The organism is Streptomyces sp. SAS_270 (assembly GCF_052543295.1).
The window spans coordinates 1-13,164 of sequence record NZ_JBMNDS010000141.1 but is presented as its reverse complement, the minus strand read 5'-3'; the positions used below and the strand labels follow the sequence as shown (position 1 = coordinate 13,164).

Annotated in this window: 8 protein-coding genes and 1 pseudogene; 4 read left to right on the top strand and 5 right to left on the bottom strand. The window is 72.2% G+C overall.

Annotated features, from left to right (window positions below):
• Window positions 1-81: 81 nt before the first annotated feature.
• The gene (locus ACN6LB_RS44625; RefSeq protein WP_445030921.1) at window positions 82-3,060 is read right to left on the bottom strand and encodes an ATP-binding protein; all 2,979 of its coding nucleotides are present in this window, start codon (window positions 3,058-3,060) and stop codon (window positions 82-84) included.
• 193 nt (window positions 3,061-3,253) lie between these two features.
• On the bottom strand, window positions 3,254-4,831 hold the full coding sequence (locus tag ACN6LB_RS44620; protein ID WP_445030920.1) for an MFS transporter: 1,578 nt from the start codon (window positions 4,829-4,831) through the stop codon (window positions 3,254-3,256).
• Window positions 4,832-4,992: 161 nt separating this feature from the next.
• Here ACN6LB_RS44620 and ACN6LB_RS44615 point away from each other — a divergent pair, with 161 nt between their 5' ends.
• Window positions 4,993-5,595, top strand: coding sequence for a TetR/AcrR family transcriptional regulator (locus ACN6LB_RS44615; RefSeq protein ID WP_356144372.1), 603 nt, complete (start codon window positions 4,993-4,995; stop codon window positions 5,593-5,595).
• A 9-nt stretch (window positions 5,596-5,604) separates the two neighbouring features.
• Here ACN6LB_RS44615 and ACN6LB_RS44610 read toward each other — a convergent pair.
• A pseudogene (locus ACN6LB_RS44610) lies at window positions 5,605-6,090 on the bottom strand (ATP-binding cassette domain-containing protein); the annotation flags it as partial.
• 18 nt (window positions 6,091-6,108) lie between these two features.
• Window positions 6,109-7,308, bottom strand: coding sequence for an MFS transporter (locus tag ACN6LB_RS44605; protein WP_445030919.1), 1,200 nt, complete (start codon window positions 7,306-7,308; stop codon window positions 6,109-6,111).
• A gap of 47 nt (window positions 7,309-7,355) precedes the next feature.
• Between ACN6LB_RS44605 and pdxR the strand changes: the two genes are divergently transcribed.
• On the top strand, window positions 7,356-8,777 hold the full coding sequence (pdxR, locus tag ACN6LB_RS44600) for a MocR-like pyridoxine biosynthesis transcription factor PdxR (RefSeq protein ID WP_445030918.1): 1,422 nt from the start codon (window positions 7,356-7,358) through the stop codon (window positions 8,775-8,777).
• Window positions 8,778-8,795: 18 nt separating this feature from the next.
• On the opposite strand, the gene ACN6LB_RS44595 is transcribed toward pdxR, so the two are convergent.
• Window positions 8,796-10,013, bottom strand: a complete 1,218-nt coding sequence (locus ACN6LB_RS44595; RefSeq protein WP_445030917.1) for a PucR family transcriptional regulator — start codon at window positions 10,011-10,013, stop codon at window positions 8,796-8,798.
• Between the two features lie 182 nt (window positions 10,014-10,195).
• Here ACN6LB_RS44595 and ACN6LB_RS44590 point away from each other — a divergent pair, with 182 nt between their 5' ends.
• Window positions 10,196-11,122 (top strand): proline dehydrogenase family protein, encoded by a 927-nt coding sequence (locus ACN6LB_RS44590; protein WP_445030916.1) that lies wholly within the window; start codon window positions 10,196-10,198, stop codon window positions 11,120-11,122.
• Window positions 11,123-11,376: 254 nt separating this feature from the next.
• Entirely contained in the window at window positions 11,377-13,008 is a 1,632-nt protein-coding gene (pruA, locus tag ACN6LB_RS44585) for an L-glutamate gamma-semialdehyde dehydrogenase (RefSeq protein WP_445030915.1), read from the top strand.
• Window positions 13,009-13,164 lie beyond the last annotated feature (156 nt).

Sequence of the window (13,164 nt, the reverse complement as noted above, 5' to 3'; positions counted from 1 at the left end):
TGAGGTTGACCGAGCCACTGGGGGCTCCGCCCCCAGACCCCCGTTCGCCCTGAGCGGGCTCGTCCTCAAACGCCGGACGGGCTATTTAGCCCCTCCGGTGTTTGAGGAGCGGGGGTACTCCGCCTCGATCAGCCCCTCCCGATACGCCACGGCAACTGCCTCCCCGCGGCTGGCAGCCCCCAACTTCGCCAGGATGTTGGAGACGTGCACGCTCGCCGTCTTGCCGCTGATGTACAGCTCCTCGCCGATCTGGCGGTTGGAGCGGCCGCGGGCGAGGAGGCGTAGGACGTCGTTCTCGCGGGAGGTCAGGACCGCGGCGCCCGTGGTGGGCGGGGCGTCGGCCAGCCGGCCGCGGCGGACGAGTGTGTCCAGGGCGTCCAGCAACGGCGTCGCTCCCAGTCGGGCGGCGGTCTCACGAGCCGCACGGGCCTGTTCGGCGGCCTCCGCGCGACGGCCCTCCGTCAGCAGTGCCTCCGCCAACCTGCGCCTGCACCGGGCCAGTTCGTACGGGTCGCCGTACGCGAACGCGGTGACCGCCTTCTCCCAGACCGCGACCTGCGGCCCCGACAGCGCCCGCGTCCACTCCGCTTCCGCGCGGGCCAGCCAGGCGAGGCCCTCCGGACCCTGCTCGGTGCCGTCCTGGCCCTTGGCGGCTGTGCCGCGGGCCAGCTCCACCAGCTCGGTCGCGGTCGGTGCCCAGCCCTCTGCGCCCGCCGTGTCACCGGTCAGGCGCAGCTCCTCGGCCCGGTCCGCGAGCGCGGCCAGGGCGAGCGCCGCGAGCCGTACGCCGACGTCCGGCCGCTCGTTGGTCGCCCCGTCGGCCAGGGTGGCGAGCGTGCCGCGGACGTGCTCGACCGCCGCTTCCGGATCGCCCCGCAGGGCCGCGTCGTCGGTGAGCACGATGCCCGCGACGAGCCTCGCCATCCAGTCGAACGGCTGGTCGAGGAGGGCGCGGGCGCGGTCGACGGCGGACCGGTTGCCGCGGGCCAGCGCCACATAGAGGGCGGGGCCGGTCGCGAACCGGCTGGCGACGGGCAGCTGTTCGGTGTCGGCGTCGGCCGCCCGTGCGCACTCGTCCCAGCGGCCCAGCGTGTAGAGGATCAGGGACTGGAGGTAGCGCAGCTCCAGGGCGTACGGCGAGGCGAGGAGTCCGGTGCGGCCGGCGCGCTCCAGCCCGTCGGAGAGCCAGGTCAGGCACTCGTCGAGGGCGCCCGCCTCGTAGCTCCCGATGCCGAGGCTGAACAGCGCGCGAATCTCGACGGATATGTTGCCCGCGCTCCGGGCCAGTTCGCGGGCCCGCCGCAGCCGGTCCCGGCCCTCGGACGTGCGTCGGCCGGGTCCTTCGATACCGACCAGGGAGATCATCAAGTCGGCCTGGGCGTCGGCCAGTCGGAGCTCCTCGGCGGTGCGCAGCGCCTGGTGGGCGACGCGCCGGGCGGACTCGTCCTCACCCACGAACCGGGCCGCCATCACGTGGGTGGCCGCGGCCCACACCCACGTACGCGACGGGGGTTCGGCCGGGATCATCGCCAGCGCCTCGCTGCTGTACGCGAACGCGGCCGTCAGGTTGTCGACGCGCAGGAGGTTGCCGGCGAGGGTGTAGCGGACGCGGGCGGCGAGTTCGGAGTCGGTGTCCGAGCCGGCCCGGGCGAGCGCGGTGCGGGTGAGGGAGACCGCGCGGTGGCTCTCCCCGGCGTGCATGGCCGCGGCGGACGCGCGCAGGGTGAGGGCGACGGTGTCCTGGTCCTGGGGGCGCGCGGCCGGGTCCACCGCGGGCCACAGCTCCAACACCGTCTCCAGATGGCGCAGTTGCTCCGCGGGCGCGCCGACCCGCTGGGCGTGGTCGGCCGCTTCGAGGGAGGCGGAGAGCGCGTCTGCGAGGTCGTGGCTCTCGCGTGAGTGGTGGGCGCGCTCGGCCGCGCTCTTGGCCGGGTCACCGCGCCCGGCCAGCAGATGGGCGAACGCCCGGTGCAGCCGGACGCGCTCCCCGGGCAGCAGATCGGTGTAGACGGCCTCGCGGGTGAGGGCGTGCCGGAAGGAGTACGTGGCGTCGTCGCCCGGGACCAGGAGCATCCGGCCGACGGCCTCGCGTAGCGCCGACTCCAGCTCGTCCTCGGCCAGTTGGACGGCGTCGCGCAGCAGGTCGTGCTCGACGCGGCGTCCGGCGACGGCGGCCGTGCGCAGCACCTGCTGGGCGGTCTCGGAGAGCTGCTCGATCCGGATGAGCAGGACGTCGGCGAGGCCGCTCGGCATCGCGCCGGACTCCGGACCGGAGCCGCCGGGCGGGGTCTCGGCGGTGGCGGCGAGCAACTCCTCGGCGTAGAAGGCGTTTCCTTCGGCGCGCTCGACGATCCGCCGGACGGTGGTGTCCGGTACGGCGGACGCGGACGTGGCACGCACCAGGCGGGCGACCTCCACGTCGGCCATCGGCCGCAGTTCGAGCCGGTCGACGGCGGGCAGCCGGACCAGCTCGGCCAGCAGCGGGCGCAGCGGGTGGCGGCGGTGCAGATCGTCCGCCCGGTACGACGCGAAGACCGCCAGGCGGTGTGCGGGGGTGCCGCCCGCCGGCCGTTGCAGCACTCCGCGGCTGAGCAGGAACCGCAGCAGGTCGCGGGAGGACTGGTCCGCCCAGTGGAGGTCCTCCAGGACCAGCAGCAGCGGCGCGGTCTCGGCGACGTCGGCCAGCAGTCCGGCCACTCCCTCGAAGACCTGCAGTCGGCTGCCCTCGGCTCCGCCGCCGAGCAGCCGGTCGACCGCGGGGTGCGCCGCGCGGGCGGCAGCGAACCTCTCGTCGGCGGCGAGCGCGCCGAGGATCTCGGTGAAGGGGAGGTACGGCAGGCCCACATCGCCGAGGTCGACGCAGTGCCCGGTGAGCACGGTCATGCCGGCGCGGGCGGCGTGCGCTGAGGCCTCGGTCAGGACGCGGGTCTTGCCGACGCCGGCGTCCCCGGAGATCAACACGGCGCGGGGGTCGCCCTCCCGGGCGCGGTCGAGCGTCCCGGTCAGCCGGGCCAGTTCGTCGTCCCGGCCGATGAGCGGCGTACCGAAGGTCTGTGACACGGGGTCCATCCTGGCACGCGGCACGGACACCGGGCGTGGGCGTTTTCCGGGGACGCTCGCCGGGGGGTCCCGCCGGGCGGGCCAAAAACGCGCCGGCCGGGGCTGGAAGTTCCAGCCCCGGCCGTGACGTGTCGACGATCCTGCTGTTTGCCACCCGTTCCCTGCGGCTTGCTGATTGCTGCTTGCGGCCTGCTCAGACGAGTACCTTCTCCGCCGCCGGCTCCGCGATCTCGGCCTGCTCCGTCTTCGGGGCCTCGGCGTCGCGGACGTGCACCCGGCGCAGGGTCGCGGTGGCGAGGACCGCCGCGCCCAGCAGGATGACCGCTCCGGCGATCGCCGCCGCGTGCATTCCGCTGGTGAACGCGTCCCGGGCGGCTGCCGCGAGGGCGTCACCGGTGCGTCCGGGCATCTGCTGGGCGACGGCGAGGGCGCCGCCCAGCGTCTCGTGGGCCGGGGCGGGGACCCCGGTGCCGATCTCGTTGCGGTAGACGGCCGTACCGATCGAGCCGAGGACGGCCATGCCCAGGGCGCCGCCGAACTCGGCGCCCGTCTCCAGCAGGGAGGAGGCGGTGCCCGCGTTGGCGACGGGGACGGTGCTCAGGGCCAGGTCCATCATCTGGGACATCACGACGACGATTCCGGAGGCGAGGACGCCCGCTCCGACCAGCGTCAGCCACAGGGAGTCCGTGCCGGTGAGGGCCAGCAGGCCGTAGCCGCAGGCGGCGACGGTGAAGCCGCCGGAGACGACGTGGGCGCGGTGCACGCCCTTCTGGACCAGCTGCGCGGCGACCGGAGCGGCGACTCCGACCAGGACGGCGGGGAGCAGCGACCAGAGCGCGGCCTCCATGGAGCTCTTGCCGAGCACCGACTGCAGGTACTGGGTGGTGAAGTACGCGGAGCCCATCATCCCGAACGAGGAGACGAGGTTGAGGACGACCGCCGGTGCGAAGCCGCGGCCACGGAACAACTTCGGTGAGATCAGCGGGGACTTGGCGGTGCGCTGGCGCAGCACGAAGAGGGCGGCGAAGACCAGACCGACGGCGACGGAGACGACGTACTGCGTCTGCCAGCCCTCGGAGGGGATCTCCTTGATGCCGTAGATGACGGGGAGCACGGCGGCCATGGACAGCGGGACGCTGAGGAGGTCGAAGCGGCCCGGCTCGGGGTTCTTCGACTCCGGCAGCAGGATCGGGCCGAGGATCAGCAGCAGCACCATCGCGGGCAGGTTGACCAGGAAGACCGAGCCCCACCAGAAGTACTCGACGAGGACGCCGCTCATCACCGAACCGAGGGCGACGCCGCCGGTCATCACGCCGGACCACAGGCCGATCGCCTTCGCGCGCTGACCGGGGTCGGTGAACATCGTGCGGATGATCGCCATCGTCGACGGCATGAGGGTCGCGCCGCCGATGCCGAGGAGCGCGCGGGCCGCGATCAGGGTCTCGGGGCTGTTGGCGTACGCGGCGATGAGGGATGCGGTGCCGAAGGCGGCGGCCCCGAGGAGGAGGAGCTTGCGGCGGCCGATGCGGTCGCCGAGCGAGCCCATCGTCATCAGCAGGCCGGCGAGCACGAACGCGTAGATGTCGAAGATCCACAGCTGCTGCGTGCCGGTCGGCTCCAGGTCCGCGCTGATCGAGGGGATCGCGAAGTAGAGGACCGAGACGTCCATCGAGACCAGCAGCAGCGGAAGCATCAGGACGCCGAGGGCGGTCCATTCGCGGCGGCCGGCGAGGGCGCCGGGAGCGGGGGTCGTGCTCGTCGAGTTCGTCATGACAGGAACTGTACGGACGTCATAAACGCTTGTCTAGTACGAGCGTATAAAACATTTGTGTATGAGGCTCGCGCGCTGCTCTCACCTGCGGAGATAGTCCTAAACAAATGTGTAAGACAAGCGTGTGAGACGGCTGTCTGGGTCGGAGGTAGCATGGCTGTATGGGACACCGTGAAGATCTGCTGGAAGGCGCCAAGCGCTGCCTGCTGGAGAAGGGGTTCGTGCGCACCACGGCGCGCGACATCGTGAAGGAGTCCGGGACCAACCTGGCGTCCATCGGCTACCACTACGGGTCGAAGGATGCCCTGCTGGTCAAGGCGTATGTCGCGCTGATCGAGGAGACGGGGGACCGCTTCGACCCCGGTGCGGACACCCGGGCGACGGCCGCCGCCGGCTCGCTGGAGAGGTTCCGGGAGGTGTGGGCGAGCGTCATCCGCGCGCTGCCCGAGTCGCGGGCGGTGTGGATGCTGAGCCTCGAACTCATCCTCCAGGGCGACCGCATGCCGGAGGTGCGCACCCTGCTGTCCGAGGCGCAGGAGCAGGGCCGTTCGGGAATGATCCCCCTGTTCAGCGGCATCCCCGAGGATGAGCTGGACAAGGAGACCGTGGCCACCGAGGGCCGCTTCTACCAGACCCTTCTCCAGGGGCTCATGATGCAGTGGATCTTCGAACCCGGCTCGGCGACGGACGCCGACCAGCTCACCGAGGGGCTGCGCCGGGTGATGGAGGCCGCCGCGAAGTCGCAGGACGAGTCGCAGAGCTGAACTCGGTGGTCAGGCCCGTACGAGCCTGCCCTCGCGCATCTCGATGACGCAGTCCGCGAAGTGCCGCACCACCGCCGGGTCGTGACAGATGAACAGGTACGCCGGCCCCAGGTCCTCCTGGAGTTCGGCGAGCAGGTTCAGGATGCCGGCCCGGACGGACGGGTCGAGCGCCGAGACCGGTTCGTCGAGGGCCGGCAGGCGTGGTTCACAGGCCAACGCGCGGGCGATTCCGGCGCGTTGGCACTGGCCGCCCGACAGCTCGTGCGGGCGGCGGCCGCCGTGCGCCGGGTCCAGGCCGACCCGGTCGAGCAGTTCGGCCACCCGCGAGGGACCTCCGGCGTCCCAGCGCCCCTGCACCCGCAGGGGTTCCGCCACCGCGTCACGGATGCGGTGGCGCGGACTGAGCGAACCGTACGGGTCCTGGAAGACCGGCTGCATACGGGGGCGAGGACGCCGCAGCTCCCGCTCGTGCAGGCCGGTCAACTCCCGCCCCTCGAAGTGGACGTTTTCCGCTCACTCACCGGCGAGAACGGTTCCCGCCTTCGCGTCGGGCGTCCGCCGGTCCCGGATCGCCGGGACCAGCGCCACCAGCATCAGTACGGCCGTGACGGCGAAGGCCCCCGGACAGCCCATCGCGCCGGCGAGGGTGCCGAAGCCGACCGCGCCGACGCCCATGCCGCCGTCGTACGCCAGGTTCCACAGCGCCGTGACCGTGCCGTACCCGGCGGCCGGAACCCGTGCGTACATCAGGGTCAGCGTGGCGTTCTGGGCGATGCCGAAGCCGATTCCGAAGACCGCCACCCCGGCGAGGACGGCCACCGGGTTGCCGGTCAGCGCCGTGATCAGCATCCCCGCGGCGGAGAGCAGCAGACCCGGCAGCACCAGCCGGGCGGCGCCGTGCCGGTCGCCGTGACGGCCCGCCAGCCAGCGGGCCGCGGTCGAGGCCGCGGGCTGTACGAAGAGGGCGACGGCGACGATCGAGGCGTGTGCCGACGGGACCGCGAGCGGCAGGAACGTCACGACGATCCCGGCCGCGAGCGCGGTGGTCGCGAAGACGACGGCGGGCCGGACCAGGCCCCCGGTGCGCAGGCCCGTCACCACACCCACCGGCTTTCCGGCATCCGGCTCCCGGTCCGGCAGCCCGGGAACGGACACGACCGCCGCGAGTGCGGCCACGCCCGCGGCCACCGCGACCGGCCCGTACCCCACCTGCCCGGCGAGCCAGACGCCCAGCGGCAGCGCGATCAGGGACGGGACGCCGGAGACGACGCCCACCAGGGCCAGGCCCTCGCCGCGCCGCTCGGCCGGGATCAGGGTCGCCGTCAGCGCGCCGCCCGCGACCAGGGTGAGGGCGAAGCCCAGACCGCGCACCAGGCAGACCGCGACGATCCACGCCATGCCGTCCGAGGCCGTCAGGACGAGTGCCGGTGCCCCCAGCAGGACAAGACCGGCCACCAGCGCGACCCGGTACCCGTAGCGGGCGACGAGGCGGGGGGCGGCCAGTTCACCGATCACCGTGGAGAGCATCAGCGAACCGGTGGCCAGGCCCGCGCCCGACGCCGTCGCGTAGCGGGGGACGACCGACAGGAGCAGGAAGAAGCTCACCGAGGCCCCGATCATGCTCACGAAGCGGAGCATCAGGGCCCGGGTCAGCAGGGGCGGGCGGACGGTCCCGGAGGCCGTCGGGGCGAAGCTCGTACGCGCAGTGGTCATGCGAACGACGCTAGGGTCCGGCCGGACTGCCGGTAAGCTCCGATTTCATGCCGCTGCAGTGGGCCGGTTTGTCACCCGAGCTGCTCCTGACCGTCGACCGGGAGAGCGGCGAGCAACTGCGCGCACAGCTGGAACGGCAGCTGCGCGACGCGATCCGCACCGGCAGGCTCGGCGCCGACGAGCGGCTCCCCTCCTCCCGTGAGCTCGCCCGTGCGCTCGGCCTCTCCCGCGGACTCGTCCAGGACTGCTACGCCCAACTCCAGTGCGAGGGCTACCTCGTGACGCGCATCGGGTCGGCCACCCGGGTCGCGGCCGTGGCCCAGGTGCCGCCCGCCTCGCGCGAGCAGGCCCCCGAACCCCCGCGCCTGCTCGCCGACTTCCGTCACGGCGTACCGGACCTGGGCAGCTTCCCGCTCGCCGACTGGCTGTGGGCGCTGCGCGAGGCAGGCCGTGCGATGCCGACGTCGGACCTCGACTACGGGGACATGCGCGGGAGTTCGGCCCTGCGCGAGGTCGTCGCCGGCTATCTGCGCCGGGTCCGCGCGGCCGCCGCCGACCCCGAACGGATCGTGATCTGCAACGGGTACGCGCAGGGCCTCGGCCTGGCGCTGCGCAGCCTGGCCGCCGCCGGAGTACGGACCGTGGCGTACGAGGACCCGGGCGGACCCGCCACCGCGACCGCCGCCGCGGCCGTCGCGGGACTGCGTGCCGTCCCCGTCCCGGTCGACGAACTCGGCGTCGACGTACGGGCGTTGGACGCATCCGGCGCCCGGGCCGTTATCGTCACCCCGGCCCACCAGTGGCCGACCGGGGTCGTGCTCGCCCCCGAGCGGCGGCTCGCGCTGATCGAGTGGGCGACGCGGCGGGACGCGTACGTCATCGAGGACGACTACGACGCGGAGTTCCGCTACGACCGCGAGCCGGTCGGCGCGCTGCAGGGACTGGCCGCGGACCGGGTGATCTCCATCGGCACGGTCAGCAAGTCCCTCGCCCCGGCGCTGCGCCTGGGCTGGCTGCTCTGCCCGCCCGCACTCGCCGCCTCCATCGCGCAGGCCAAGCACCTGGGCGACCGCGGCTCCCCGACCCTCGACCAGCTCGCCCTCGCGCAGCTCATCGAGTCCGGCCGCTACGACCGCCGGCTGCGCCGTATGCGCACCACGTACGCGGCCCGGCGCACCGCCCTCGTCGCCGCCCTCACCGAACACGCCCCCGCCGTACGGCTCACCGGCCTCGCCGCCGGGTTCCACGCGGTCGCGCACCTGCCCCGGGGCACGGACGAACAGGCGGTCGTGGCCGCCGCCCGGGCGCGATCAGTTGGCCTCTACGGCATGAGCCCCTGCCGGTCCTCGGGGGCGGCGGACCCGGTCCAGCTGATCCTGGGATTCGGCGATGTGGGGGAGCGGGCGATCACGGAGGGCATCGCCGCGATCGGGGATCTGCTCACCGCTCCTTCCGGAGGCGGGAGTTGACGCCGGGAGGGGTGTGCTTCACAGGCGCGCCCCCTTCAGCGCCATGTGCAACAGCAGCCGGTCCTCGCCGTCGTCCAGGTCGAGCCCGGTGAGCTGCTCGACCCGCGACAGACGGTAGTACAGCGTCTGGCGGTGGATGCCCAACTCCGCTGCCGTGCGCCCAGCCTGGCCCGCGCAGTCGAGGAACACCTCGGCGGTGCGCGCGAGTTCGCGGTGGGCGGGGGAGAGCAGGGTGCGGACGGCGGGGTCCTGGACGGCCTCCGGAGGCAGCGCCGTGAGGAGGCGGAACGGGCCGATCGACGCCCACTCCGCGACCGGGCCGAGGCGTGGCTCGGCCAGCACGGCCCGCGCGGCGGCCGAGGCCTCCTGCCAGGCGGAGCCCAGCTCGGCGAGCCCGCTGCGGGCGATGGCGACCCCGGCCGCGGCCGGAGCGCTGCCGCTTCCGGCACGCTCCAGCAGCCGGGCCGCCGCCGTCAGCGCGGGCGTCAGGACGTCCGCCGCGCGCAGCCGGACGAGCAGGGCGAGGCTCTGGCCCGCGGACCCCCACGGCACCGTGCACAGTGCCGTCGCGCCCGGCACCGTACGGACGGAAGGGGCGTCGTCCGGATCGGCGGACGGCCATGGGGCGACGCACACCACCGTGTGCAGGCCGTCGCCGCGGACGCCGAGCGCCGTGCGCAGTTCCGCGACCGCCATGTCCCGCTGCCAGCCGCGCTCGGCGGTGAGCACCGCCCGCAGCTCGCGGGTCAGGTCCGCGCCCGCCTGCACCTCGTCCGCGAGCAGATCGCCGATCCGCGAGGCGACCTCCATGGCCGCCGTGAGCTGCTCGTCGGAGGGGCCGGGGTCGTCGTCGAGCAGCCACACATAGCCGAGGACGACACCCCGGTGGCGTACCGGCAGGCAGATCCTTCCCCGGTAGACGCCCGCCTCCGGAGTGGGCGGGATGCGGACCGGGCCGGTGGCACGGGCGATGCCGAAGCCCTCGAACCAGGTGCGGACCGCCGAAGTCGAGCGGCGCGTGAGGATCGAGCGGGTGCGGACGGGGTCGAGGGAGGCCTCGTCGAAGTCCCGGTCGCTGTCGTACGCGCCGAAGGCGATCAGCTCGAAATCACGGTTCTCCAGCGTCGCGGGAGCGCCCAGCAGGGTCGAGATCTCGTCGACCAGCTCCTGGTAGTCGCCCCGGCCACCGCTTCGGCCCGCCTGGAAATCACCCGTCACTCGGGCATTCTCCCGCATTTTCAGTAGTCCCTCATACAGATGTCTGAGATCCAGGGCACGGATGCGTGACAGCTGTCGATGGCCGACGATCGGAGGGATCCTTAGGTTTCACGGTGGTTCTCCGTGCCGTTGCCGGGCGCTGCCTTCAAGGTGATATCGCCCGGTTCGCGGCCCGTCCGTTCTTTCCGTGGAGGTGCCCCGTGCTGGGTCCCGTGATTCTCGCCGCGTCGCGCAGCGACAAGATGCGCCGCTTCGTGTCGGCGGCCCCCGGCACCAAGCAGGTGGTCGCCCGCTTCATCGCGGGCGAGACCGTCGACCAGGTCGTCCCGATCGTCCAGGACGCCGTCGACAAGGGCCTCGAAGTCACCCTCGACGTCGTCGGCGAGGACATCACCACGCGCGAGCAGGCTTGCGCCGCCCGGGACGCGTACCTGGAGCTGATCGAGCACCTCAAGGCGCTGGGCCTCGGCACCAGGGCCGAGATGTCCATCAAGCTGTCCATGTTCGGCCAGGCGCTGGACGGCGGCCACGAGCTGGCCCTCGCCAACGTCCGCCCGGTCGTCGAGGCCGCCGCCGCCATCGGCACCACCGTCACGCTGGACGCCGAGGACCACACCACCCTCGACTCGATGTTCGCCATCCACGAGGAACTGCGGAAGGACTTCCCGCAGACGGGCTGCGTCATCCAGGCCTACCTGTTCCGCACCGAGGCCGACGCCCGCCGCCTCGCCGCCGCCGGCAGCCGCGTACGCCTCGTGAAGGGCGCCTACAAGGAGCCCGCCGAGGTCGCCTACCAGGTCAAGGGCGAGATCGACAAGGCGTACGTCCGGGTCCTGCGCATCCTCATGGAGGGCGACGGGTACCCGATGATCGGCTCCCACGACCCCCGCCTGATCTCCGTCGGCCAGGAACTCGCCCGGCGCGCCGGCCGCAAGCTCGACGAGTACGAGTTCCAGATGCTGTACGGCATCCGCAGCGAGGAGCACCTGCGGCTCGCCGCCGAGGGCCACCGGATGCGCGTGTACACGGCGTACGGCACGGACTGGTACGGCTACTTCATGCGGCGGCTGGCGGAGAAGCCGGCGAACCTGCGCTTCTTTGTCCGCTCGATGATCAGCAGGGGCTGAGGCAGTGAGTGAGCGGTGGTTGTCGTCACCCAGGGGGCCTGGGTGACGACAATCACCGCCCCTCGGCCGGTCCAGCGGCCCAGTTCCGTATCGCTCGAAAGGAGTTACGGAAGACGTGACTCCGCCCCAAGGGAGCTTCTCACTCGCCCGCCGTGGCGAACTCGTGACGGTCAAGCCCTGACCACCGCCCAACGTACGTCACCGCTTCAGTTTCTCTCGGCTGAAGTCAGGGATTCACTCGGAAGAGGTAACTCATGGACGCCGTAACCCAGGTCCCCACCCCCGTCAATGAGCCGGTGCACGGCTACGCCCCCGGCTCCCCGGAGCGCGCCCGTCTGGAGGCCAAGCTCAAGGAGCTGGCCGAGAACCCGCTCGAACTGTCGATGACCATCGGCGGCGAGAAGCGGCTCGGCGGCGGTGAGCGCTTCGACGTCGTGCAGCCGCACAACCACAAGGCCGTCATCGGCACCGGCGCGAACGCCACGCAGCAGGACGCCCAGGACGCGGTCGACGCCGCCCTCGCCGCCGCCCCGGCCTGGCGCGCGATGTCCTTCGACGACCGCGCCGCGATCATCCTGCGCGCCGCCGAACTGCTCTCCGGCCCCTGGCGCGAGACCCTCGCCGCCTCCACCATGCTCGGCCAGTCGAAGACCGCCCAGCAGGCGGAGATCGACTGTCCCTGTGAGCTGGTCGACTTCTGGCGCTTCAACGTCAAGTACGCCCGCGACCTGCTCGCCGAGCAGCCCCCGGCGAACTCCCCGGGCGTGTGGAACCGTCTGGACCACCGCCCGCTGGAGGGCTTCGTCTACGCGATCACGCCGTTCAACTTCACGGCGATCGCGGGCAACCTGCCCACCGCTCCCGCGCTCATGGGCAACGTGGTGGTGTGGAAGCCGTCCCCGACGCAGACCCACGCCGCCGTACTGCTGATGCGGCTCCTGGAGGAGGCGGGCCTGCCCAAGGGCGTCATCAACCTCGTCACCGGCGACGGCATCGAGGTCTCCAAGGTGGCCCTGGTCCACCGCGACCTCGCGGGCATCCACTTCACCGGCTCCACCAAGACCTTCCAGTACCTGTGGAAGACGGTCGGCAACAACATCGAGAAGTACCGCTCCTACCCGCGTCTGGTCGGCGAGACCGGCGGCAAGGACTTCCTGGTCGCCCACCCGTCGGCGGACCGCGCGGTCCTCAAGACGGCGCTCACCCGCGGTGCCTTCGAGTACCAGGGCCAGAAGTGCTCGGCCACCTCCCGCGCGTACGTCCCGGCGTCCATCTGGAACTCCGGTTTCAAGGAGGAGTTCGCGGCCGAGGTCGACTACCTGACCATGGGTGACGTCACCGACCTGTCGAACTTCGTCGGCGCGGTCATCGACGAGCGCGCGTTCGCCAAGAACAAGGCGGCCATCGACCGCGCCAAGCAGGACCCGACCTGCACGATCGTCGCGGGCGGCTCGTACGACGACTCGATCGGCTACTTCGTGCGCCCGACTGTCGTCGAGTGCTCGGACCCGGAGAACGAGGTCTTCACGACCGAGTACTTCGGCCCGTTCCTCGCCGTGCACGTCTACGAGGACGACCAGTACGACGAGATGCTGACCCAGATGGAATCGGTGTCGGACTACGCCCTGACCGGCTCGGTCGTCTCGGGCGACCGCGCCGCGGCCGCGTACACGATGGAGAAGCTCCGCTACGCCGCGGGCAACTTCTACATCAACGACAAGTCGACCGGCGCCGTCGTCGGCCAGCAGCCCTTCGGCGGCGGCCGCTCCTCCGGCACCAACGACAAGGCGGGCGCCCCGCAGAACCTGATGCGCTGGACGCTGACCCGCGCCATCAAGGAGACCCTGGTCGCACCGACCGACTACGGGTACCCGCACATGGGCTGACGATCCGTCATGTGATCGTCGCGTGATCCGTCACGTGTGAGAGGGGCCGGGCCGACTGACTCTGTTGGTTAAAGGCGCTCTCCGCGTGACGTTGGGCTTCACCGCTTGGTTGTAGGCGGTGAAGGCCAACGTTGTGTTCGGGGAGGGCGTCGGTGT

Excerpts from the sequence above, each read along its gene's own strand:
- pruA (WP_445030915.1), top strand. The coding sequence starts at position 11,377 with ATGGACGCCGTAACCCAGGTCCCCACCCCCGTCAATGAGCCGGTGCAC.
- ACN6LB_RS44620 (WP_445030920.1), bottom strand. The coding sequence starts at position 4,831 with ATGACGAACTCGACGAGCACGACCCCCGCTCCCGGCGCCCTCGCCGGC.
- ACN6LB_RS44615 (WP_356144372.1), top strand. The coding sequence starts at position 4,993 with ATGGGACACCGTGAAGATCTGCTGGAAGGCGCCAAGCGCTGCCTGCTG.
- ACN6LB_RS44605 (WP_445030919.1), bottom strand. The coding sequence starts at position 7,308 with ATGACCACTGCGCGTACGAGCTTCGCCCCGACGGCCTCCGGGACCGTC.
- ACN6LB_RS44595 (WP_445030917.1), bottom strand. The coding sequence starts at position 10,013 with ATGCGGGAGAATGCCCGAGTGACGGGTGATTTCCAGGCGGGCCGAAGC.
- pdxR (WP_445030918.1), top strand. The coding sequence starts at position 7,356 with ATGCCGCTGCAGTGGGCCGGTTTGTCACCCGAGCTGCTCCTGACCGTC.